Below are 20,552 nucleotides of genomic sequence, written 5' to 3' on the forward strand. Positions count from 1 at the left end.
ACACGTCGGGAAAGGGTCACCCGTCAACGGCGTGAACCCGCGCCCAGGACCACCCCGCCCAGGATCAGCGCCATCGACAGCAGCTGCGGCAGGCCCGTCGTCTCGCCGAGCACGGCCCAGGACAGCAGGGCCACACAGACCGGCTGGAGGTGGTAGACGATGCCCGCGCGGGTCGCGCCGATGAGGGCGACGGCCTTGTTCCACGCGAAGAAGGCCACCGCGGAGGAAGCGACGCCGACGTAGAGGAGCGGCAGGACGGTGGCGGCGGTGGGGTGGAAGGAGCCCTGCACGGTCACGCTCACCGCCTGTGCGGGCAGCAGGAGGGCCGTGCCGGTCAGGAACGTGCTGAACAGGAAGCCGGTGCCGGTCAGTTCGGCCGGCTTCCGGCGCAGCAGCGCGCTGTAGGCGGCGAAGCAGCAGGCGGCCGCGATCATCCACAGATCGCCGGACGAGAAGGCCGTACCACCGCCGAACAGCAGGGTCACGCCGGCACAGGCGACGAGCAGCCCAGCGGTGCGGCGCGCGCCCAGCCCTACGCCGCCCAGCCGTTCGAACACCGCCATGAGCACCGGGGAGGCGGCCATGATCATGCCCATGGTGGCGGCGGGGGTGGTCAGTCCGGCCTGGTTGACCAGGGTGTTGTAGGCGGCCACGCCGAGGACGGAGGCGAGGAGGACGTAGCGGGCGTGGTGGCGCAGCAGGGCCCGTTGCCGCCAGGCGTGCCGGGCGCCGAAGGGGGCGACCGCCACCAGCGCGATCACCCAGCGCCAGAAGGCGTGCTGGACGGGCGGGACGCTGTCGTGCAGACCCCGGGAGGTGACGAAGCTGCCGGACCAGACGAGGGTGGCGAGCGCGGCGAGGGCCAGGCCGGCCGCGGGGGCGGTGGCCTTGCGGGCGGGTGCGGTGGGGTTGGAGGTGGGGGTGGGGGTGGTCCTGGGCAGGACGTCGGCCACGGGGCTCCTTTTCGGTGGATGGTGTGTCCCTACCGTCGCAGCGCCCGATCCGTCAGGTCCATCGAATCTTTTCGAGCATTCTTTTCAGCTGAACTGAAAGGTTGGCTCTTGCCTCCACCGAGCTGTCCCGCCAGCGTCGCGCCGAACGCCAGCGCCATGCCCCCCACCTGCATCGGGGCGAGCACCTGGCCGAGTGCCGCCCAGCCGACGACGGCCGCGGTGAGCGGGGAGAGCGGGCCGAGGAAGGCGACCTGGGTGGCGGTGAGCCGGCCGATGCCGCGGAACCAGAGCCAGTACGCCACCGCCGTGTTGGCCAGGGCGAGATAGAGGTAGCCGCCGACGGCACGGGCGTCCAGGGCGGGCGGTGCGCCTTCGGCCGGGACGGCGAGCGGCGCGATGAGCAGGCCGCCCGCGGTGAGCTGCCAGCCGGTGAGCGCCAGCGGGCCCACGCCGTCCGGGCGGCCCCACCGCTTGGTCAGCACCGTACCGGCGGCCATCGAGGCGGTGGAGGCCACGGCCGCGAGCACGCCCACGACGTCGAGCGTGCCGGTGCCCTGGAGGACGACGAGGCTGACGCCGAGGGCGGCCGCGAGACCGGTGAGGAGCGTGCGCGGGGCCGGCCGCTGCCCGAGCAGCAGCGCCGAGAGGCCGACGACGAACAGCGGCTGCACCGAGCCCACGACGGCGGCCATACCGCCGGGCAGCCGGTACGCCGACACGAACAGCAGCGGGAAGAAGGCGCCGATGTTCAGCGCGCCGAGCACCGCCGACCGCCACCACCAGCCGCCGCGCGGCAGCACCCGGGTCAGCGCCAGCAGGAGCAGTCCTGCGGGCAGGGCTCGCAGGAGAGCCGTGAACAGGGGGCGGTCCGGCGGCAGGAAGGTGGTGGTGACGGCGTAGGTGGTGCCCCAGGAGACGGGGGCGAGTGCGGTGAGCGGGACAGTCAGGGATCGCTTCACGGCCGGGCCCCCGGGTTCCCCCGGCGCCTTCGGCAGCGGCGAGGGCGGGGGCAGCGGTGCCGCCCCGGGCCGGCGTCGGCGGCAGCGGTCGTACCACCGTCGTCGGCAGCGGTCGTACCGCCTCCGCCGGCAGTCGGGATTCCGCACGGATCAGAAGGGCGGCGGCCACCGCCGAGGTCACGACGAGGACGGCCCACGGCGCCCGGCCGTCCAGGGCGAGCAGGGCCGTGAACAGGGAGGGAGCCACGGCCTTCGCCAGCGACCAGGACATCTGGTACGCCGCCAGATACCGGCCGCGCACCGCTTCCGGCGCCGCCGCCACCGCGAGCACCTGGGCCGCGGGGCTGTGGATCAGCTCGCCGAGGGTGTAGGGCCACCATGCCTCCCCAGAAGTGACTCGATGGAAAGTAGCTTAGCTCTAAGCAACTTTCCGTCAAGCTACTTTCTTGCTGGCGACCTCCCGGAAAGCGATACTCGGCGCATGAGTGCAGGCAAGGATTCCGTCGACGCGATCATCGACCAGTGGGCGGCCGTGCGACCCGACCTCGACTCCAGGGCGATGGAGGTCTTCGGACGGATCTACCGCCTCTCCCGCACCATGGGCGACCGCATGGAGAAGGCCTACCAGCCCTACGGCATCTCACGCGGCGAGTTCGACGTGCTCGCGACCCTGCGCCGGGCCGGCGAGCCGCACACCCTCTCGCCGCGCCAGCTGTCGGCCACCCTCATGCTCACCACCGGCGGGATGACCGGGCGCCTCGACAAGCTGGAGAAGGCCGGCCTGCTGCGCCGCTCCCCCGATCCGCACGACCGCCGGGGCCTCCAGGTCACGCTGACCGAGAAGGGGCTGGACGTCATCGACCGGGCGGTCGGCGCGGGCCTCGCGGTCCAGACGGAGGCCCTGTCACGCCTGGACGACGAGCAGGTCGGCCAACTGGCCGACCTGCTGAGGGAGTTGCTCGCGGGGGCGCTGGAGGCGTCGCACTAGGGCGGGAGGCGCCGCACCGGGGGCGGGCTCAGCCGCCGACGTGCGCGGTGAGCGCCGCCTCGATGTCCGCCGTGCCGGCCGAGTCGGCGGCCCAGGCCGCGTAGCCGTCGGGGCGGACCAGCACGGTCGTTCGGCGGCCGCTCGCCCAGTGCGCCACGGCCAGCCGGTCCGCGCGGCCGGGCCCCGCCTCGTACGGCTCCGGGGTGATCAGCACGAACCGGCCGCCGCGCAGGGCCTCGTAGAGGCGGCCGCCGCCGGCCAGGGCGACGTCCGGGACCCGGGTGCCGGTGAGGCGGTGGGCGCCACGCGGTGCGGGGTAGCGGTAGCCGACGCCGGTGACCTGGCCGGCGACCCTGCGCCGGGCGGGACCGACGGCGTTGAGGAACGCGGTGAGCGCGGAGCGGGCCGCGAGGGTCCAGGGGCGCTTGGCCATGGCGAGGCGGACGATCCCGCCGCTGCTGCGCAGCACCGACCTGCCCACGGGGTGCCGCTCGGCCTGATAGGTGTCGAGCAGCGCGGGGCGGGCGTGGCCGGTGACGACCGCCGCGAGCTTCCAGCTCAGGTTGGCCGCGTCCTGGAGCCCGGTGTTCATGCCCTGACCACCGGCCGGGGTGTGCACGTGCGCGGCGTCGCCCGCCAGGAAGACTCGGCCGACCCGGTACGCGGGCGCCTGCCGTTCGTCGCTGTGGAAGCGGGACATCCAGCGGGCGTCGTGCATCCCGAAGTCCCGGCCGAGGGCGAGCCGGGTGATCTCCTGGATCTCCGCCAGGTCCAGCGGCTCGGTGTCGGGGACGTTGCGGCCGCGGTGCCATCCGATCACCCGGTGGTAGCCGTCACCGAACGGCGCGAGGAAGGCGAAGGCGTCGCCGACAGCGTTGACGGTGAGCAGGGTCGGCGGCTCCTCGGCGAGCCGTACGTCGGCGAGGACCACGGACCGGATCACCGACCTGCCCGGGAAGGGCAGCCCGATCGCGTCCCGCACGGCACTGCGCATGCCGTCGGCGCCGACGACGTACGCCGCCCGGAACGTCTCCGTACCACCCTCCGGCCCGCGCGCCTCGAGGGTGACCCCGTCCGCGTCCTGGGCGAGCCCGGTCAGCTCGGTCTCGTACCGGAAGTCGGCGCCCGCCTCGACCGCCCGGCGCTCCAGGGCCTTCTCGACCTCGTACTGCGGGAGGACGAGCAGGTGGTTGAACCGGGAGGGGAGGACGGCGAGGTCGACGGTGAGCCGGCCGAAGAGGTTGAGGCGGTCGAGGGGCCGGCCGGCCTTCTCGAGCTCGTCGGCGAGGTCGCGCGCGTCGAGCTGCTCCAGGGTGCGGGCGTGCAGGACGAAGGCGCGGGAGAGGTTGCTGATCTTGTGGGGGCGCTTCTCGAGGACGGTGACCGGGACGCCGGCGGAGGCGAGGTCACCGGCGAGGAGCAGGCCGGTGGGGCCGGAGCCGACGATGACGATGTTTCCCTTGGCGCCGTTCATGGGGGCCTCCTGAGGGTGCCAACACTTGTTGGTCAACGATTGTTGGCCAACACTTGTTGGCAACGGTAGAACGGGCCGACGACGGAGTCAACGCTTGTTGGCCCACGTGCGTTGACCTACGCTCGTTGACATGACTGGCATGACCGGCAGCACGAAGACGAACCAGGCGCGCCGCTCCGACGCCACCCGCACCGCCATCCTCGACGCCGCCCGCGAGCGATTCGCCGCCGACGGCTACGAGCGGGCCACCATCCGGGCGATCGCCCGGGACGCGCACATCGACCCGTCCATGGTGATGCGCTACTACGGCAGCAAGGAGGGCCTCTTCGCCGCGGCCGTCGCGCTGGATCTGCGCCTGCCCGACCTGACGCAGGCACCCCGGGAAGAGGTGGGCCGGACCCTGGTGGCCCACTTCCTCGACCTCTGGGAGGGGAACGAGGAGTTGACGGCCGTCCTCCGGGTCGGCGCCACCAACCCGGCCGGCGCCGAACGGATGCAGGGCATCTTCCGGGACCAGCTGCTGCCGCTGGCCGCGCAGGTGTGCCCCGACCCCGACCAGGTCCCGGCACGAGCCGCCCTGTGCGCCGCCCAACTCCTCGGACTGGCCCTGACCCGCTACGTACTGCGCCTCCCGGCGGCCCGGGAACTGCCCCGCACGGAACTGCTGGCATGGCTGGGGCCGACGGTGCAGCGGTACCTGACGGCCCCGAATCCCTGAGCAGCACCGCCGCTGGAAGGCTGCACCGCCGCGACGCGGTACTCACCCGCCGAAAGCACAACAAGCGGTAACACCCCGAGTACGTCTCAGGCCAGCGACGCCGTGAACTTCGCCCAGGCCTTCGGGGTGAGGCGGAGTATCGGGCCGTCGGGGGCTTTGGAGTCGCGGACGGCGATGGTGTGGGGGATGTTGCGGGCGACCTCGACGCACTCGCCGCCGGTGTTGCTGTAGCTGGACTTCACGAAGTCGAACTTGGGCATGGTTCAGAGCTCCTGGCGAATAGTGTCGATCAGCAGGATCGAGTCGTGCTGGGCGAGGCTGAGCCGTGCCGTGCGGTCGAAGAAGGCACCGTACGCTGCACTCTCAGCCTCGTTCTCCGCCCACACAGTAGACATGATGGTGTCTGCGTGGACCACATCAACTGCCTCGCTCTCGGCAAACGAGATGATGGTGAACGGGCCTGTGATGCAAGGGTGTCCGCCTGCACGGTACGGCAGCACTTGCAGTCGGACATTGGGGAGTTCGGCCACCTTCAGCAAGTGCTCCAGTTGTGCGCGCATGGTGCCAGGACCGCCGATCAACTGCCGCAGTGCCGCTTCCCAAACGATCGCGTACACCTCAAGCGGACGCTCGTCGTGCAAGCGTGCCTGGCGACGCATGCGGATCTCGACCAAGCGCTCGATCTCATCAGGGTCCTCCCACACCCCCACGCCTTCGCTCACCGCAAGCGAACGGGCGTACTCAGCGGTCTGGAACAGGCCAGGAATCAGGGAGAGTTGCCAGGTTCTTACCCGACTGGCGGCATCCTCCAGCGCCAGGTACTCAGAGAGCGCGCCCGGGTGGGGTGAGTTCTGCCACCACCCCTTGGCTTTGCGACGCTCTCGGTCCAACCGAGCCAAACTCAACAGTCGCGCGAGGGCCTTGGGATCCTCCAGTCCGTAGAACTCACACAGCACCCGGATGTCCGGATCGCGCATCGGCACCCAGCCGCGCTCCATCTTCACGATCTTGGTGCCGGTCGCATTGATGGACTCGGCCGCCTGCTGCTGGGTCTTCCCCGCCGCGTCCCGCAGACGCAGCAGTTCGGCACCGAGCCTTCGCCCCAAGACAGTTGACGCCCGGTTGCCTGCGGGTTGGGTTGATCGCTTCACGGTCACAGTCTGTCCCTGAAACGTCACCACGTCGACAACTTTCACACTCTGGGGAAGAACTTCTCCGAGCTGATTGCCCCTGAGGCGAGCTTCTCACTACTGTCGGTACTCAACCGATCGCCGACCGCACTCGGAGGTGCCACGCCCATGCCCGACGCCCACCCCTCCCCCGACCCCGTCCTCCACGAAGACCAGCTCGACTACACCCCCGTCCCCCGCAGCGTCGCCCTCGCCCGTCACCGCACCGCACGCCTCGCGACCACGTGGGCGTATCCGCATCTCGCCGGGGATGTCGGCCTCGTCACCTCCGAGTTGATGACCAACGCCCTGCTGCACGGCAGCCTCCGGGATCGGCTCATCCGAGTACGGATCTGCACCACGGCCTCCGTACTCCGCCTCGAGATCAGCGACCCTCGCGGCGAACGGTTGCCCTGCCCTCGCGACGCGACCGCTGACGACCAGTTCGGGCGCGGCCTGTTGCTGGTCGAGGCGCTGGCGGACGACTGGGGTGTGGAGCCACGGGTCGGCGTGGGCAAGACCGTCTGGGCGCAGTGGGGCCTCGGCCTCACCCTCTGCGGTGGCGATGCGCCCGCGCGTACGCGGGAGTGATGGGAATGGCGCTAGCGTGGGCCCGTGCCGGAAAGGCGTTGGACGAACGGAAGGGGCGGCCGATGACCATGCCGTACGCGGACGGAAACGGTCCGCTCATCCCCAAGCCCGAGCTGACCCTGTCGGCGCTTCGGCAAGCCGTTGCCACGGTCGTGCCCTCCCGCCTTCCCGAGTTCTTCGAGGACCTGCAGAAGGCGTTCGTACGGGCCGGGGACGAGGACAGCGTCGTACCGATCCGGATGTTCTACCGGCAGTGGGGAGTCGTGGTCGAGATCGAGCGGCACCCGGAGACGGCCCGTCGGCTGCACGCCGCCGAGCAGGCCCTCAGCGGCCCCGACCCGGACGTGCGCGAGCAGGCCGTCCGGGAGGCCGGTGAGATCGTGCGCGCGGCACACCGCGAGGTCGCCGGTGGCTGACTGGCGCTGGGAGCTGTTCCAGGATGATCTGCTGGACGGTCTACCGGATGCGGCTCGCACGGAGACCGAGCGACTGGCCAACGAGATCGCCGTGCGCGAGTCCATGGTCTTTCTCGAGGGCGCTTCCTACACGGGACCTGGTCCTGGTGTGCGCATCGAGTGAGTGCCAAGGGCTGCTCATGCTCACCTTTCTGACGGATGTGCGTGGTGAGCGGATCGTCGTCGTGCAGGTGAGCTGGTTCGGCTGACGTGTGGCAAAAACGCCGGGGCGCCGACCTCACCCGGGTACGGCGTCGGCGCGCGCGTGACCGTGGGAGGGCGGGCGCCCCCGGCGGAGGGAAGCGGGGGCCGGTCAGGCCTTGGCGTCGGCCTCGGGCTTCGCGTTGGACGCGGGCTTGATCGTCCTGACCTTGGACTTGTCCAGCGCCATCACCAGACCGGCGATGACCGCGAACAGTGCGAGCGGGAGCAGCACGTAGAGGCCCAGCGTCTGGATGACGCTCAGGCCGGGGCCGGGGTCGTCGCCGTCGTCGCGGGTCAGCGCGAGCGCGGGGGACGACATGAGCAGCATCATCAGCGTCGTACCGGCGGCCAGGGCGCCGGCGCGCAGGGCGTTCTTCTTGTCCACGATCTCAAGTTAGCGAACCACCCGGACGGGCACGCGCCCGGGGTACCGTACGGGTGACTCACCCGCCCCCGACCTGCTCGAAGACACGGAGCAGCGCCCTCAGCCGGGGGGAGGCCGTCAGTTCCTCCAGCGGCACCGGCCGGCCCTCGCGGTCCGCGATCGGCAGCCGCCAGTTCGGGTACTGGTCCCAGGTCCCCGGGAGATTCTGCGGGCGTCGGTCGCCGACGCCGTCCGGGAGCCAGACGCCGATCAGCCGGGCCGGGGTGCGCAGCAGGAAGCGGTGGACGGCGCGGATCTCCTCCTCCTCGTCGGAGCCGGGCGGTCCGGCGGCGGTCAGCTCCAGCAGGCCGAGGCTGCCCAGCAGGGCGAGCCATTCGGCGGTGTCGGCGGTGGCCTCGGCGCGTTCCTCGGGTGCCGGACGGGTGAGCAGGCCCAGGCGGTCCCGCAGGTCGACGTGGTCGCCGGTGAGCCGGGCGGCGGTGGGCGGCAGGTCGTGGGTGGTGGCGGTGGCCAGGCAGTCGGCGCGCCAGCGGTCGGGGGGCAGGGGGCGGCCGTCGCCGTCCCAGTCGCGTTCGAACCAGAGGACCGAGGTGCCGAGCACCCCCCGCCGCGCGAGCGTCTCGCGTACGCCGGGTTCGACGGTGCCGAGGTCCTCGCCGATGACGACGGCCCCGGCCCGGGTGGCCTCCAGGGCGAGGATCGCGAGCATGGCGTCGGCGTCGTAGCGGACGTAGGTGCCCCCGGTGGGCGGGCTGCCCTGCGGGACCCACCACAGCCGGAACAGGCCCATGACGTGGTCGATGCGCAGGGCGCCGGCGTAGCGGAACAGGGCGCGCAGGAGCTCGCGGTAGGGGGCGTACCCGGTGCCGGCGAGGCGGTCGGGGCGCCAGGGGGGCAGGCCCCAGTCCTGGCCGCGGGCGTTGAAGGCGTCGGGTGGGGCGCCGACGGACATGCCGGCGGCGAACACGTCCTGCTGCGCCCAGGCGTCGGCGCCGACGGGGTGCACGCCGACGGCGAGGTCGTGCACGATCCCGACGGGCATGCCGGCCTCGCGGGCGGCGCGCTGGGCGGCGCGCAGCTGGCCGTCGGTGAGCCAGGCGAGGCGGGCGTGGAAGTCGACCCGGTCGCAGAGCTCGGCGCGGGCGCGGGCGGTCTCGGCCGAGCGGGGGTCCCGCAGGGCCGGTGGCCACCGCTGCCAGTCGGAGCCGTGGACCTCGGCGAGGGCGTACCAGGTGGCGTGGTCGTCGAGGGCCTGGCCGTGGGCGGCCCGGAAGTCGTCGTAGGCGGCCTGGCGGCCGGGGGGCAGGGGGACCCGCAGCACTGTCTCCAGCGCTTCCCGCTTCAGCTCCCACACCGCGTCGCGGTCGATGAGGGCGCCCTTGTCCAGGACGTCGGCGCGCAGCCGTTCGGCCCGCTCCAGCAGGGCGGCCGGGCGCTCGCGGTCCGTGACGTACGCGTACTCGGGGATGTCCTCGATCCGCAGGTGCACCGGGTCGGGGAAGCGGCGGGAGGACGGGCGGTACGGGGAGGGGTCGGTGGGGGCGCCTGGCACGGCCGCGTGCAGCGGGTTGACCTGGACGAATCCGGCACCGGCGGCGCGTCCGGCCCAGCCGGCCAGCTCGGCGAGGTCGCCGAGGTCGCCCATGCCCCAGGAGCGGCGGGAGAGCAGGGAGTAGAGCTGGACGAGGAGGCCGTAGGAGCGGCCGGGCGGGGCGGGCAGCCGGTCGGGGGCGACGACGAGGTGGGCGTGGCCGGTGCGGCCGTCGGGGGCGAGGGCGGTCACCCGATGGACGCCCAGCGGGAGATCCCCGGCCGTGTACCGCTCCTCCCCCTCCTCGGTCTCGATGCGCAGGCGGGTGCCGGGCGGGAGTGCGGCGAGGGCGGCGGGGGCCTGCGGGTCGCCGGCCCAGTGCACGAGCGTCGGCGGCAGCAGGCGCTCGCGCAGCTCGCGTTCCCGTGCGGCGAGGGCGGTGCGTACGGCGGCGGGGCCGGCCGCGTCGACGCCGAGGGCGGCCAGGGCGGCGGCCACGGCGGAGGCGGGGACCGGGACGTCGCGGCCGGGGGCGGGGCTGTAGGAGGTGGCGACCCCGTGCAGCTCGGCGAGCCGGGCCAGGTCCCCGTCCGGGAGGTCCGCGAGGTCCTCGGACGCCGCGGTCATCTACGGCCTCGCGCCGAAGGCACCGGACCCGTACCCGGCAGCGTGGGTGCCGGACTCGTACGACCCCGCGCCGTAGGGGTCGGATTCGTACGGCCCCGTGGCGAAGGCGTCCGACTCGCTGGTCAGCGGGCTGGCCTCGGCGAGCGGTGGCTCGCTGGTCAGGGGCTCGGCGTCGGGCAGGGGCGGCTCGCTGGTCAGCGGGGCCTGGGCGCAGGCGCTCTCCGCGCTGAACACGCACAGCGCTGCGTCGTCGGTCGGGGCGGACAGGTTCGCCACGGGTTTCCACTGGGCCGGGATCGGGAGTCGAGCCGGTGCGGCCACGGGGGCCTCCTTTTGGGTGGCGCTCGGATGCTGCGGTTTTGAACGGATTACGGCAGGCCTACCCCGTGACGGCGTCCGCACTCTCGACAGCGACTCGAACACGCCTCCTCGGCGGCCGCTGATCGCGGCGGCGCGGCTGCGTGACGACCTCCTGACCGACCTGCGCCGAGCGAGCCTCGACCACTCGCTCGGCATGCACCCGGATCCGGCCTTCTGCACGACGGGCATCGACCTGACCGCCGTGGTGATCCTCGTCTCCCTCCTGATCACCCTCTCCGGTCCGGGCGGTACGGCTCCGGGAGCACAGGCAGCTCCCGGAGCCGGTTCGCGGCTTCGCCTCGCGTGCCCGAGGCCCGGCGGGTACGCGAAGGCCCGGATCACCGTCAGGCAGAAATGCCGTCGATCCGGGCCAGGGCATCGTCCGCGCCGTACGGCTGCAAGTAGGGCAGCCAGCGCGGGTCCCTATGCCCGGTGCCGATGATGCGCCAGGCCAGCCCGGTCGGCGGCGCTGGTTTGTGCCGCAGGCGCCACCCCAGCTCGACGAGGTGACGGTCGGCCTTCACGTGGTTGCAGCGGCGGCAGGAGGCCACCACGTTGTCCCAGACGTGCTTGCCCCCGCGACTGCGCGGGATGACGTGGTCGACGCTGGTTGCGACGCCACCGCAGTACATGCACCGGCCCCCGTCGCGCGCGAAGAGCGCACGTCGGGTGAGAGGAACGGGCCCCCGATAGGGAACCCGGACGAATCGCTTGAGCCGGACCACGCTGGGTGCGGGGACTGTGACGGTTGCGCTGTGCATATAGGCGCCGGATTCCTCGAGGGCTACTGCCTTGTTCTCCAGGACGAGGACGAGCGCGCGGCGGAGCGGTACGACGCCGAGCGGCTCGTACGACGCGTTGAGGACCAGGACATGCGGCACGGGTGCCTCCTTGGGCGTCGGCGGCGCGTGGCTCGCGCCGGGACGATCTGCAGTCAGTCTCCCTTGATGCCTGGTGGAAGCGCCACCATGTCCCGGTAACGGGCTGGGAGTGTTTTCGACCACACCCCCATACATCCCCCGGATCATGGCCGGTTCAAGCCGGGGTGAGTCCCGTCTCTCCTGAGCCCCTCCTTGGCGGATCCGCGCGTTGCACACACAATGCCCCGTTAGTGTGGTGGCCCTGTCCGTCCGGTGACCTTTTCGTGACCTTGAAGACCTTGACCGCCCACCGGCACGGACCGCGCAGCACCTGGAGGTACCTGCCGTGTCGTCCTTGCCCGCCGTCCTCTTGGCCGCCGGTGCGTCGCCGACCCCGTCCCCCTCCCCCTCCGGCCCGACGGAGGGGGCCGTGTCCTCGCTCCAGGACGCCCAGCAGAGCGCGACGCACGCGGCGAGCTGGGTCGAGCAGAACTGGTCGACATGGCTCGCGATGGGTCTGCAGATCCTGCTGATCGTGGTGATAGCGGTCGCGCTGCGCGCGGTGGTGCGGCGGGCGATAACCAAGCTGATAGACCGGATGGGCCGCACCGCCGAGGCCGTGAACGGCACGGCGCTGGGCGGGCTGCTGGTCAACGCCGAGCGGCGCCGGCAGCGGTCGCAGGCGATCGGCTCGGTGCTGCGCTCGGTGGCGAGCTTCCTGATCCTCGGTACGGCCGCGCTGATGGTGCTGTCCACCTTCAAGATCAACCTGGCACCGCTGCTGGCCTCCGCCGGTGTGGCCGGTGTGGCTATCGGTTTCGGCGCCCGCAACCTGGTCACCGACTTCCTCTCCGGCGTGTTCATGATCCTGGAGGACCAGTACGGCGTCGGCGATGTGATCGACGCGGGCGTGGCCACCGGTGAGGTGATCGAGGTCGGGCTGCGGGTGACCAAGCTGCGCGGAGCCGACGGCGAGATCTGGTACGTCCGCAACGGCGAGGTCAAGCGGATCGGCAACCTCTCCCAGGGCTGGGCGACGGCGGGCGTGGACGTCACCGTCAGGGCCTCCGAGGACCTGGACCGGGTCAAGGCGACCCTGGACTACGTCGCCGAGCACATGAGCAAGGAAGAGCCCTGGAACGAACTGCTGTGGAGCCCGGTCGAGGTCCTCGGCCTGGACTCGGTCCTGATCGACTCCATGGTGGTGCGGGTCTCGGCCAGGACCATGCCCGGCAAGGCGCTGACTGTCGAACGCGAGCTGCGCTGGCGGATCAAGCGGGCCTTCGACGCGGCGCACATCCGCATCGTGGGCGGCGCGACATCGGTCGAGGACCCGGAGGACACCCCCGACCCGGCGGCCTCGGTGGCGGCACCCTCGGTCTTCGCCAACGCGGACTCCCCGCAGGCGAAGGCGACGACGCCGATAGCTCCGCAGCAGCCGGAGCCTCCGGCCAAGTAGCGAGCGGAACGGTTCAGCACACTCGTTCGAGTTAACAGGTGGGGCATTCCGGCGCGCAGGGCGCATGGGGTGCCCCATCGTTCTGCCGGGGCGCCCGGCGTGGGCTTAGCCTGGCATCAGCGTGACGAGGAGAACCAGGGATGAGCGCCGAACCGATCATGGAGAAGGTCATGACGGAGCAGGACCCCATCGATCTGTTGATCGCGTTCGAAGAGGCGTCCGTGGCGCCGATTCGGCCCGAGTACGTCGAGGGGACGGTCATCGTGCCGCCGCAACCGAACCACGAGCACAACGACGGCGCCTTCAAACTCACTGTCCAGTTCTTCACGGCAGGGCTCGACCTGGTAGGCATGGGGAACGGCTATCGAGGCGCGTACAAAGACGGCAGCACCATGGCGCTCGTCATCCCGGACTTCTACGTCCTGCGCCGCCCACCGACAGACCTCGACGAGGCCTACCGGAAAGCCCACAAGGGCTGGTACCCCATCGACATGGTCGCTCTGGTCGGCGAGGTCACGTCGACCAATCACGCGGTTGACACCGGCCCCAAGCTGGCCACGTATGCCGCCGTCGGCATCCCCGTCTACGTCCTGATCAACCGCAATACAAAGACCGCCCATTGCTACACCGACCCCGTCCTCCCCAGTGAGGACCCCACCGAGGCCTACTACAAGACCGACACCAAGGTCACCCTCGGCGACCCCCTCGCCCTCCCGGCGCCGTACCCCACCCTCGACACCACCCCCTTCCTCAAGGCCTGACCCAGCCCCCGGCCCCGCCCCGAGGTAACGACTCCGTCTCCTCGGGGCCGTTGTCTATTGACGCCCCCTTCGTCCTGGGCTTACTTTCCTCGCACCGCGATAGGAAACTTTCCTAACAGTGATCTTCCGGCAGCCGTTGATCAAGGCTGGACGCCACGCCCGGGTCACTGAAAAGCTGGGCGGCTGGAAAGGCAGGTGTCGACCCCATGGCAGGAACCGCCGGTACGCCGGGCACCCCGCGCGTCCTGCGCGCCATGAACGACCGCGCCGCCCTGGACCTCCTGCTGGAGCACGGGCCGCTGTCGCGCACCCGGATCGGGAAGCTCACCGGCCTGTCCAAGCCCACCGCCTCCCAGCTGCTGGCCCGGCTGGAGGCGGCGGGGCTCGTCCGGGTCACCGGCACCAGCGAGGGCCGGCCGGGACCCAACGCCCAGCTGTACGCCGTCAACCCAGCAGCCGCGTACGCCGCCGGGCTGGACGTCACCCCGGAGCGGATCCGCGCCGCCGTCGCCGACGTCACCGGGCGGACCGTGGGTGAGTTCGAGCTGCCCACCCCGGGGCGGCGGCCCGCCCAGCCCGTCGTCCAGCAGGTCACCGACGCCCTCGACGGTGCCGTCAAGGCCGCCGGGCTCGCCCGGTCCGACGTGCACCGGCTGGTCATCGGCACCCCGGGCGCCTTCGACCCCAACACCGGCCGACTGCGCTACGCCTCCCACCTGCCCGGCTGGCACTCCCCCACCCTGCTCGACGAGCTCGCCGCCGCCCTGCCGACGCCGGTGGAGTACGAGAACGACGTCAACCTCGTCGCCCTCGCCGAACAGCGGCTCGGGGCGGCCAAGGGTCACGCGGACTTCGTTCTGCTGTGGAACCAGGAGGGGCTCGGCGCCGCCCTGGTCCTCGGCGGCCGGCTGCACCGCGGCTGGACCGGCGGCGCCGGCGAGGTCGGCTTCCTGCCGGTGCCGGGCACGCCCCTGGTGCGGCAGGTGACCAAGGCCAACAGCGGCGGCTACCAGGAGCTGGCCGGCTCCCAGGCCGTACCGAAGCTGGCCCGGGAGCTCGGCATCCAGGACCTGCCGCCGGGGTCGTACACCGAGGTCGCCGCCGAGCTCGTGGCCCGGGGCGCCGACCACACCAGCGGCCCCTACCGCGAGCTGCTCCAGACCTATGCGACCCGGCTCGCCACCGGTCTCGCCTCGCTCGTCTCCGTGCTCGACCCCGAACTCGTCGTCCTCAGCGGCTCCGCGCTGACGGCCGGCGGCGAGGTCCTGCGCGCCCTCGTCCAGGCCGAGCTGGAGGAACTGGCCGCGGCCCGCCCCCGGCTGGTCGTCGGCGATGTCCACGAACACCCCGTTCTGCGCGGCGCGTTGGAGTCCGCGCTCGTGACCACCCGCGACGAGGTCTTCGACACCTCGCGCTAGCGCCCCCTTTCACCCACCCCGTCCCGCTGGGAGACCTCGCCATGTCCGAAGTCATACCCTCAGCTGCCCGAAAAGCGGCTTTTGCCCTTACCGCCTCGCTGGCCCTCCTCACCACCGCCTGTACCGGCCAGTCCGGCTCCGGCGCCACGGACGACGCCACGAAGGACACGACGATCAACTTCTGGCACGCCTGGAGCGCGCCGAACGAGGTGGCGGCCGTCAAGTCCCTGGTCGCCGGCTTCGAGAAGGCGCACCCCAACATCCACGTGCACGTCGTCGGCAACATGACCGACGACAAGATCAACCAGGCGCTGCGGTCGGGCGGTGCCGAGGCACCGGATGTGATCTCCTCCTTCACCACCAACAACGTGGGCAAGTTCTGTTCCTCCGGTGCCCTGGTCGACCTCAACCCCTTCTTCAGGAAGTCCGGGATCGACCCCGAGAAGACCTTCCCGAAGACGATGAACGAGTACACCCAGTTCGACGGCAACCGCTGCACGGTGCCGCTGCTCGGTGACGCGTACGGGCTCTACTACAACAAGACGGCGTTTCAGAAGGCCGGGATCGCGGGTCCGCCGAAGACCTGGTCCGAGTTCGAGGCCGACGCCAGGAAACTGACCGTCACCGACGGGGACTCCTACAAGCAGCTCGGGTTCATGCCGGACTACCACGGCTGGGAGACCACCACCGAGCACTACTTCGCCCAGTTCTCGCCGACGTACTTCGGCAAGGACGGAAAGTCCGACCTCGCCAAGGACCCGGCGTTCGAGAAGGGATTCGCGCTCCAGAAGCGGCTCGTGGACGAACTCGGCGGTTTCCAGAAGCTGGAGAAGTTCCGGGCCACGCTGGGTGACGAATGGGGCCCCAAGCACCCCTTCCACACCGGTCAGGTCGCCATGCAGCTCGACGGCGAGTGGCGGCTCGGAATGGCCGAGCAGGCCAAACCGAAGTTCGAGATCGGGGTCGCCCCGCTGCCCGTGCCCGACGACCAGGCGGCACAGTACGGCAAGGGCTACATCACCGGCACGATCGCGGGCATCGCCGCCACCAGCCACAAGCAGAACGCGGCCTGGGAATTCGTCAAGTACATCACCACGGACACGGACGCCGTGGTCGGATTCGCCAATGGCATCCACAATGTCCCCTCCACGCTGGCCGCGCTGAAGTCCCCGAAGCTGACGTACGACCCGCGGTTCAGGACCTTCCTCGACATCGCCGCCAACCCGAACTCCGCCACCACTCCCGCCTCCGTCAACGGAGGCCAGTACCTGGTGACGATCCAGCAGTTCGGCTACGACTACGAAAGCGGCAAGGTCACCGATCTGAAGGCCGGTCTGAGGACGACGGCCGCGCAGATCGACACGGACATCGCGCAGGCGAAATAGCCATGAGCGCGCTCACCCTGGCGTCCAAGCGCCGACGGGCGGCCCTGAAAACGGCCGCCTTCATGTCGCCCTGGCTGATCGGTTTCGCGGTCTTCTTCGCGTATCCGCTGATCTCGACGGTCTACTTCTCCTTCATGCACTACGACGGCTTCCGGCCGCCGACGTGGAGCGGTGGGAAGAACTGGCGTTACGTCTTCGCGCACTACCCGCTCTTCTGGCCGGCCCTGCGCAACACGCTGTGGCTGGTCGTCGTGGTGGTGACCCTCCGGGTCCTCTTCGGGCTCGGCGTCGGCCTGCTCATCACCAAGATCAAGACGGGGACGGGTGTCTTCCGTACCCTGTTCTACCTGCCGTACCTGGCCCCGCCGGTCGCGGCGACCATGGCCTTCGCCTTCCTGCTCAACCCCGGTACCGGGCCGGTCAACTCGCTCCTGGAGAAGATGGGCATCCCGGCGCCGGGCTGGTTCAACGACCCCGCCTGGTCCAAGCCGGCCCTGACCCTGCTCTTCCTCTGGGGCATCGGCGACCTGATGGTCATCTTCATGGCCGCGCTGCTCGACGTGCCGACGGAGCAGTACGAGGCGGCCGAGCTGGACGGCGCGTCCGCGTGGCAGCGGTTCCGGTACGTCACGCTGCCGAACATCTCCCCGATCGTGATGTTCGCCGTGGTCACCGGCGTGATCCAGACCATGCAGTGCTACACCCAGCCCCTGATCGCGGGGAAGGTCGCCTCGGGTGTGATCCAGGGCGCGGGCACCCAGTTCGAGCCCGGCTACCCGGACAAGTCCACGCTCACCCTCCCCCAGCTCGTCTACAACCTCGGGTTCCAGCGCTTCGACTACGGCTCCTCGTGTGTCGTCGCCCTGGTCCTCTTCGTCCTGTCGATGGCGTTCACCGCACTGCTGATGCGGCGCCGGGGCGGTCTCATCCAGGCAGGTGACTGACCATGACCCAAGTACTCGACCAGCCGGTGAAGCCGGCACCCCCGGTCGTCTCCGTGGCCGAGCGCTCGGCCCGGCGCCGCGCGCTCCTCGAATGGATCGCAATCCACTCCCTCGGCGTCGCCGCCGCCCTGTTCTTCACCCTGCCGTTCGTCTTCGTGTTCCTGACCTCGCTGATGAGCGACACCCAGGCGCTCAGCCGCGACCTGATCCCGCACACCTGGGAGTGGGGCAACTACCGGAAGGTCTTCGACACGCCCGGCTTCCTGACCTGGTGGAAGAACACCCTGATCTACGCCGGCCTCGGCACCGTCCTGACCGTGGTGTCGTCCATCCCGGTGGCGTACGCGCTCGCCAAGTTCCGCTTCCGGGGCCGCAATCTCTCCCTCATGCTGGTGATCTCGATGATGATGCTGCCCCCGCAGGTGATCATCATCCCGATGTACCTGTTCTGGGCGAAGCAGCTGGACCTCTCGGGCACGCTGTGGCCCCTGGTCATCCCGCTGGCGTTCGGCGACGCGTTCTCCATCTTCCTGCTGCGCCAGTTCCTGATGACGATCCCGAACGAGTACCTGGACGCGGCGAGGGTCGACGGCTGCGGTGACCTCAGGACCCTGCTGAAGGTCGTCCTGCCGATGGCGAAGCCGGGCATCGCCGCCGTCGCCCTCTTCCAGTTCTTCAACGCGTGGAACGACTACTTCGGCCCCCAGATCTACGCCTCGGAGAACCCCGGCGCCTGGACCCTGTCCTACGGCCTGGAGTCCTTCAAGGGCGCCCACCACACCGACTGGAACCTCACCATGGCCGCGACCGTGCTGGTCATGGCCCCCGTGATCCTCGTGTTCTTCTTCGCCCAGAAGGCGTTCGTCGAGGGCGTCACCCTCACCGGAGTAAAGGGTTGATCCGACTGTGAAACTCACTGTGGTGGGCGGAGGCTCGACCTACACGCCCGAACTCATCGACGGCTTCGCACGCCTGCGCGACACCCTGCCCGTCGAGGAACTCGTCCTCGTGGACCCGGCCGCCGAGCGCCTGGAGCTGGTGGGCGGGCTGGCCCGGCGGATCTTCGCCAAGCAGGGCCACCCTGGCCGGATCGTCACCACCGCCGACCTGGACGCGGGCGTCGACGGCGCCGACGCCGTACTGCTCCAGCTGCGCGTCGGCGGCCAGGCGGCCCGCGAGCAGGACGAGACCTGGCCGCTGGAGTGCGGCTGCGTCGGCCAGGAGACCACCGGCGCGGGCGGCCTGGCCAAGGCGCTGCGCACGGTCCCGGTGGTCCTCGACATCGCCGAACGGGTCCGCCGTACCAACCCCCGGGCCTGGATCATCGACTTCACCAACCCGGTCGGCATCGTCACCCGCGCCCTGCTCCAGGCCGGGCACCGGGCGGTCGGGCTGTGCAACGTGGCGATCGGGTTCCAGCGGAAGTTCGCCGGCCTGCTGGGCGTGGCGCCGGCCGACGTCCATCTCGCGCACGTGGGCCTCAACCACCTCACGTGGGAGACGGGGGTACGGCTGGGCGGCCCGGAGGGCGAGAACGTCCTGCCCGAGCTGCTGGCCCAGCACGGCGACACCATCGCCGACGACCTGCACCTCCCGCGCCCCCTTCTGGACCGCCTGGGCGTGGTCCCCTCCTACTATCTGCGCTACTACTACGCCCACGACGAGGTCGTGCGCGAACTGCGCACCAAGCCGTCCCGGGCCGCCGAAGTGGCCGCCATGGAACGCGAGTTGCTGGCGATGTACGGCGACCCGGCCCTGGCCGAGAAGCCGGCGCTGCTGGCCAGGCGGGGCGGCGCCTACTACTCGGAGGCGGCCGTGGACCTGGCGGCGGCCCTGCTGGGCGGGGGAGGCAGCCCGTACCAGGTGGTGAACGCCGTCAACCGGGGCACGCTGCCCTTCCTCCCCGACGACGCGGTGATCGAGGTCCAGGCCGCGGTCGGCCCGGCCGGCCCGGCCCCGCTGCCGGTGCCCGAGCTCGACCCCCTGTTCTCCGGTCTGATCGCGAACGTGACGGCGTACGAGGAGCTTGCTCTTCAGGCGGCGCTGCGCGGCGGCCGCGACCGCGTCTTCCAAGCGCTGCTCGCCCATCCGCTCATCGGCCAGTACGCGTACGCCGACGCCCTCACCGACCAGCTGATCGCACACAACCGGGAGCACCTCGCGTGGGCCTGACCTCACCCGTTCCCGCAGGGGTACTCGCCATCGACGCGGGCAACAGCAAGACCGACGTGGCCGTGGTCACCGCCGCCGGGGAGGTGCTGGCCACGGCTCGCGGCGGCGGCTTCCGCCCGCCCGTGGTCGGGGTGCCGGCGGCGCTGGAGGCGCTGGCCGAACCGGTGGGGCGTGCCTTCGCGGACGCGGGCGTCACGTCCGTCTCGCACGTCTCGGCGTGCCTGGCCAACGCCGATCTCCCCGTCGAGGAGGAGCAGTTGGCGACGGCGCTGGGGGCGCGCGGCTGGGGCGCGTCGGTGGAGGTGCGCAACGACACCTTCGCGGTCCTACGCGCGGGTGTCGCCGAGCCGCGCGGGGTGGCGGTGGTGTGCGGGGCGGGCATCAACTGCGTCGGCATGCGACCCGACGGCCGTACGGCGCGCTTCCCGGCCATCGGCCGTATCTCCGGGGACTGGGGCGGGGGCTGGGGGCTGGCGGAGGAGGCCCTGTGGTTCGCGGCGCGCGCGGAGGACGGCCGGGGCGGACCGACGGCGCTGGCCCGCACCCTGCCCGGCCACTTCGGCCTGCCGACCATGTACGCACTGATCGAAGCCCTGCACCTGGAGCAGATCGGCCACGACCGCCGGCACGAGCTGACCCCGGTGCTCTTCGCGACCGCCGCCGAGGGCGATGCGGTGGCCCGCTCGATCGTCGCCCGGCTCGCGGAGGAGGTCGCGGTGATGGCCACGGTGGCGCTGACCCGCCTGGACCTGCTCGACGAGGAGACGCCGGTCCTGCTGGGCGGCAGCGTCCTGACCGCCGGTCACGCCCTGCTCGACGACGGCGTCCGCGACCTGCTGGCCGCTCGCGCCCCCAAGGCCGACGTCCGCGTGGTCACCGCGAGCCCGGTCCTGGGCGCGGCCCTGCTGGGCCTGGACAGGCTGGGGGCGGACGCACGGGCGCGGGAGCGCGCGCGGGGGCACTGGGAGGGGTGAGCGGGGCGCGGGGAGCGGGAGCCGGCCCCGCTGGAACCGAACAGGTGCACAGGGCGTATTCATGGGCAGCGCACGCTGCGATCCGATCAAGATCCAGTGAAGGCCGGTGCGGATGTCGGTCCCGGCGGCGATACTTGGCGGCGAACGGATGACCCTGGGGGAGGT

Annotated in this window: 23 protein-coding genes; 14 read left to right on the forward strand and 9 right to left on the reverse strand. The window is 71.2% G+C overall.

Going from position 1 to position 20,552, the window contains the following annotated elements; genetic code table 11:
• Nucleotides 1–23: 23 nt before the first annotated feature.
• Both ACWC2T_RS22685 and ACWC2T_RS22690 read right to left on the reverse strand, forming a co-directional pair.
• A complete protein-coding gene (locus ACWC2T_RS22685) occupies nucleotides 24–953 on the reverse strand; it encodes a DMT family transporter (RefSeq protein ID WP_450672151.1) in 930 nt (309 codons plus the stop codon).
• A 29-nt stretch (nucleotides 954–982) separates the two neighbouring features.
• A complete protein-coding gene (locus ACWC2T_RS22690; RefSeq protein ID WP_450672152.1) occupies nucleotides 983–1,912 on the reverse strand; it encodes an EamA family transporter in 930 nt (309 codons plus the stop codon).
• Nucleotides 1,913–2,139: 227 nt separating this feature from the next.
• Here ACWC2T_RS22690 and ACWC2T_RS22695 point away from each other — a divergent pair, with 227 nt between their 5' ends.
• Together ACWC2T_RS22695 and ACWC2T_RS22700 are read left to right on the forward strand one after the other, a co-directional pair.
• On the forward strand, nucleotides 2,140–2,283 hold the full coding sequence (locus ACWC2T_RS22695) for a hypothetical protein (protein ID WP_450672153.1): 144 nt from the start codon (nucleotides 2,140–2,142) through the stop codon (nucleotides 2,281–2,283).
• A gap of 110 nt (nucleotides 2,284–2,393) precedes the next feature.
• A complete protein-coding gene (locus tag ACWC2T_RS22700) occupies nucleotides 2,394–2,900 on the forward strand; it encodes a MarR family winged helix-turn-helix transcriptional regulator (RefSeq protein ID WP_450672154.1) in 507 nt (168 codons plus the stop codon).
• Nucleotides 2,901–2,928: 28 nt separating this feature from the next.
• On the opposite strand, the gene ACWC2T_RS22705 is transcribed toward ACWC2T_RS22700, so the two are convergent.
• The gene (locus tag ACWC2T_RS22705) at nucleotides 2,929–4,374 is read right to left on the reverse strand and encodes an FAD-dependent monooxygenase (RefSeq protein WP_450672155.1); all 1,446 of its coding nucleotides are present in this window, start codon (nucleotides 4,372–4,374) and stop codon (nucleotides 2,929–2,931) included.
• Nucleotides 4,375–4,504: 130 nt separating this feature from the next.
• Here ACWC2T_RS22705 and ACWC2T_RS22710 point away from each other — a divergent pair, with 130 nt between their 5' ends.
• Entirely contained in the window at nucleotides 4,505–5,092 is a 588-nt protein-coding gene (locus tag ACWC2T_RS22710; RefSeq protein ID WP_450672156.1) for a TetR/AcrR family transcriptional regulator, read from the forward strand.
• Between the two features lie 86 nt (nucleotides 5,093–5,178).
• Here ACWC2T_RS22710 and ACWC2T_RS22715 read toward each other — a convergent pair whose 3' ends face one another.
• Together ACWC2T_RS22715 and ACWC2T_RS22720 are read right to left on the reverse strand one after the other, a co-directional pair.
• Nucleotides 5,179–5,352, reverse strand: coding sequence for a DUF397 domain-containing protein (locus ACWC2T_RS22715; protein WP_450672157.1), 174 nt, complete (start codon nucleotides 5,350–5,352; stop codon nucleotides 5,179–5,181).
• A gap of 3 nt (nucleotides 5,353–5,355) precedes the next feature.
• Entirely contained in the window at nucleotides 5,356–6,273 is a 918-nt protein-coding gene (locus ACWC2T_RS22720) for a helix-turn-helix domain-containing protein (RefSeq protein WP_450672158.1), read from the reverse strand.
• Nucleotides 6,274–6,390: 117 nt separating this feature from the next.
• Between ACWC2T_RS22720 and ACWC2T_RS22725 the strand changes: the two genes are divergently transcribed.
• From ACWC2T_RS22725 to ACWC2T_RS22735, 3 genes are all read left to right on the forward strand, one after another.
• Nucleotides 6,391–6,852 (forward strand): ATP-binding protein, encoded by a 462-nt coding sequence (locus tag ACWC2T_RS22725; protein WP_450672159.1) that lies wholly within the window; start codon nucleotides 6,391–6,393, stop codon nucleotides 6,850–6,852.
• A gap of 62 nt (nucleotides 6,853–6,914) precedes the next feature.
• A complete protein-coding gene (locus ACWC2T_RS22730) occupies nucleotides 6,915–7,268 on the forward strand; it encodes a hypothetical protein (protein WP_450672160.1) in 354 nt (117 codons plus the stop codon).
• The gene (locus ACWC2T_RS22735; RefSeq protein WP_450672161.1) at nucleotides 7,261–7,431 is read left to right on the forward strand and encodes a hypothetical protein; all 171 of its coding nucleotides are present in this window, start codon (nucleotides 7,261–7,263) and stop codon (nucleotides 7,429–7,431) included. The genes ACWC2T_RS22730 and ACWC2T_RS22735 overlap by 8 nt, the downstream gene beginning before the upstream one ends.
• 189 nt (nucleotides 7,432–7,620) lie before the next feature.
• On the opposite strand, the gene ACWC2T_RS22740 is transcribed toward ACWC2T_RS22735, so the two are convergent.
• The 4 genes from ACWC2T_RS22740 to ACWC2T_RS22755 all read right to left on the reverse strand — a co-directional run bounded on the left by ACWC2T_RS22740 (nucleotide 7,621) and on the right by ACWC2T_RS22755 (nucleotide 11,295).
• Nucleotides 7,621–7,896: a hypothetical protein gene (locus ACWC2T_RS22740; protein WP_450672162.1), complete on the reverse strand. Its 276-nt coding sequence runs from the start codon at nucleotides 7,894–7,896 to the stop codon at nucleotides 7,621–7,623.
• A gap of 58 nt (nucleotides 7,897–7,954) precedes the next feature.
• Nucleotides 7,955–10,054, reverse strand: a complete 2,100-nt coding sequence (gene malQ, locus ACWC2T_RS22745; protein ID WP_450672163.1) for a 4-alpha-glucanotransferase — start codon at nucleotides 10,052–10,054, stop codon at nucleotides 7,955–7,957.
• A complete protein-coding gene (locus ACWC2T_RS22750; RefSeq protein WP_450672164.1) occupies nucleotides 10,055–10,375 on the reverse strand; it encodes a hypothetical protein in 321 nt (106 codons plus the stop codon).
• 383 nt (nucleotides 10,376–10,758) lie between these two features.
• Entirely contained in the window at nucleotides 10,759–11,295 is a 537-nt protein-coding gene (locus ACWC2T_RS22755) for an HNH endonuclease (RefSeq protein WP_450672165.1), read from the reverse strand.
• Nucleotides 11,296–11,620: 325 nt separating this feature from the next.
• Between ACWC2T_RS22755 and ACWC2T_RS22760 the strand changes: the two genes are divergently transcribed.
• The 8 genes from ACWC2T_RS22760 to ACWC2T_RS22795 all read left to right on the forward strand — a co-directional run bounded on the left by ACWC2T_RS22760 (nucleotide 11,621) and on the right by ACWC2T_RS22795 (nucleotide 20,387).
• Complete coding sequence (locus ACWC2T_RS22760) at nucleotides 11,621–12,733, forward strand: mechanosensitive ion channel family protein (protein WP_450672166.1); 1,113 nt, start codon at nucleotides 11,621–11,623, stop codon at nucleotides 12,731–12,733.
• A gap of 140 nt (nucleotides 12,734–12,873) precedes the next feature.
• Nucleotides 12,874–13,494, forward strand: a complete 621-nt coding sequence (locus ACWC2T_RS22765; protein ID WP_450672167.1) for a Uma2 family endonuclease — start codon at nucleotides 12,874–12,876, stop codon at nucleotides 13,492–13,494.
• A 206-nt stretch (nucleotides 13,495–13,700) separates the two neighbouring features.
• Nucleotides 13,701–14,912: an ROK family transcriptional regulator gene (locus tag ACWC2T_RS22770; RefSeq protein WP_450672168.1), complete on the forward strand. Its 1,212-nt coding sequence runs from the start codon at nucleotides 13,701–13,703 to the stop codon at nucleotides 14,910–14,912.
• 41 nt (nucleotides 14,913–14,953) lie between these two features.
• Entirely contained in the window at nucleotides 14,954–16,297 is a 1,344-nt protein-coding gene (locus ACWC2T_RS22775) for an ABC transporter substrate-binding protein (protein ID WP_450672169.1), read from the forward strand.
• A 2-nt stretch (nucleotides 16,298–16,299) separates the two neighbouring features.
• A complete protein-coding gene (locus ACWC2T_RS22780; protein WP_450672170.1) occupies nucleotides 16,300–17,241 on the forward strand; it encodes a carbohydrate ABC transporter permease in 942 nt (313 codons plus the stop codon).
• 2 nt (nucleotides 17,242–17,243) lie between these two features.
• Complete coding sequence (locus ACWC2T_RS22785) at nucleotides 17,244–18,140, forward strand: carbohydrate ABC transporter permease (RefSeq protein ID WP_450672171.1); 897 nt, start codon at nucleotides 17,244–17,246, stop codon at nucleotides 18,138–18,140.
• Between the two features lie 7 nt (nucleotides 18,141–18,147).
• Nucleotides 18,148–19,413 carry a 6-phospho-beta-glucosidase gene (locus tag ACWC2T_RS22790; protein WP_450672172.1) on the forward strand — a complete coding sequence of 422 codons (1,266 nt, stop codon included), beginning with the start codon at nucleotides 18,148–18,150 and terminating at the stop codon, nucleotides 19,411–19,413.
• Nucleotides 19,404–20,387 carry an N-acetylglucosamine kinase gene (locus tag ACWC2T_RS22795; protein WP_450672173.1) on the forward strand — a complete coding sequence of 328 codons (984 nt, stop codon included), beginning with the start codon at nucleotides 19,404–19,406 and terminating at the stop codon, nucleotides 20,385–20,387. Before ACWC2T_RS22790 ends, ACWC2T_RS22795 begins: the two co-directional genes overlap by 10 nt.
• Nucleotides 20,388–20,552 lie beyond the last annotated feature (165 nt).

The organism is Streptomyces sp. NPDC001393, assembly GCF_053597455.1.

Coding starts and splice junctions, on each gene's coding strand:
- ACWC2T_RS22775 (WP_450672169.1), top strand. CDS start 14,954: ATGTCCGAAGTCATACCCTCAGCTGCCCGAAAAGCGGCTTTTGCCCTT.
- ACWC2T_RS22765 (WP_450672167.1), top strand. CDS start 12,874: ATGAGCGCCGAACCGATCATGGAGAAGGTCATGACGGAGCAGGACCCC.
- ACWC2T_RS22770 (WP_450672168.1), top strand. CDS start 13,701: ATGGCAGGAACCGCCGGTACGCCGGGCACCCCGCGCGTCCTGCGCGCC.
- malQ (WP_450672163.1), bottom strand. CDS start 10,054: ATGACCGCGGCGTCCGAGGACCTCGCGGACCTCCCGGACGGGGACCTG.
- ACWC2T_RS22730 (WP_450672160.1), top strand. CDS start 6,915: ATGACCATGCCGTACGCGGACGGAAACGGTCCGCTCATCCCCAAGCCC.
- ACWC2T_RS22715 (WP_450672157.1), bottom strand. CDS start 5,352: ATGCCCAAGTTCGACTTCGTGAAGTCCAGCTACAGCAACACCGGCGGC.
- ACWC2T_RS22705 (WP_450672155.1), bottom strand. CDS start 4,374: ATGAACGGCGCCAAGGGAAACATCGTCATCGTCGGCTCCGGCCCCACC.
- ACWC2T_RS22710 (WP_450672156.1), top strand. CDS start 4,505: ATGACTGGCATGACCGGCAGCACGAAGACGAACCAGGCGCGCCGCTCC.
- ACWC2T_RS22780 (WP_450672170.1), top strand. CDS start 16,300: ATGAGCGCGCTCACCCTGGCGTCCAAGCGCCGACGGGCGGCCCTGAAA.
- ACWC2T_RS22725 (WP_450672159.1), top strand. CDS start 6,391: ATGCCCGACGCCCACCCCTCCCCCGACCCCGTCCTCCACGAAGACCAG.
- ACWC2T_RS22785 (WP_450672171.1), top strand. CDS start 17,244: ATGACCCAAGTACTCGACCAGCCGGTGAAGCCGGCACCCCCGGTCGTC.
- ACWC2T_RS22700 (WP_450672154.1), top strand. CDS start 2,394: ATGAGTGCAGGCAAGGATTCCGTCGACGCGATCATCGACCAGTGGGCG.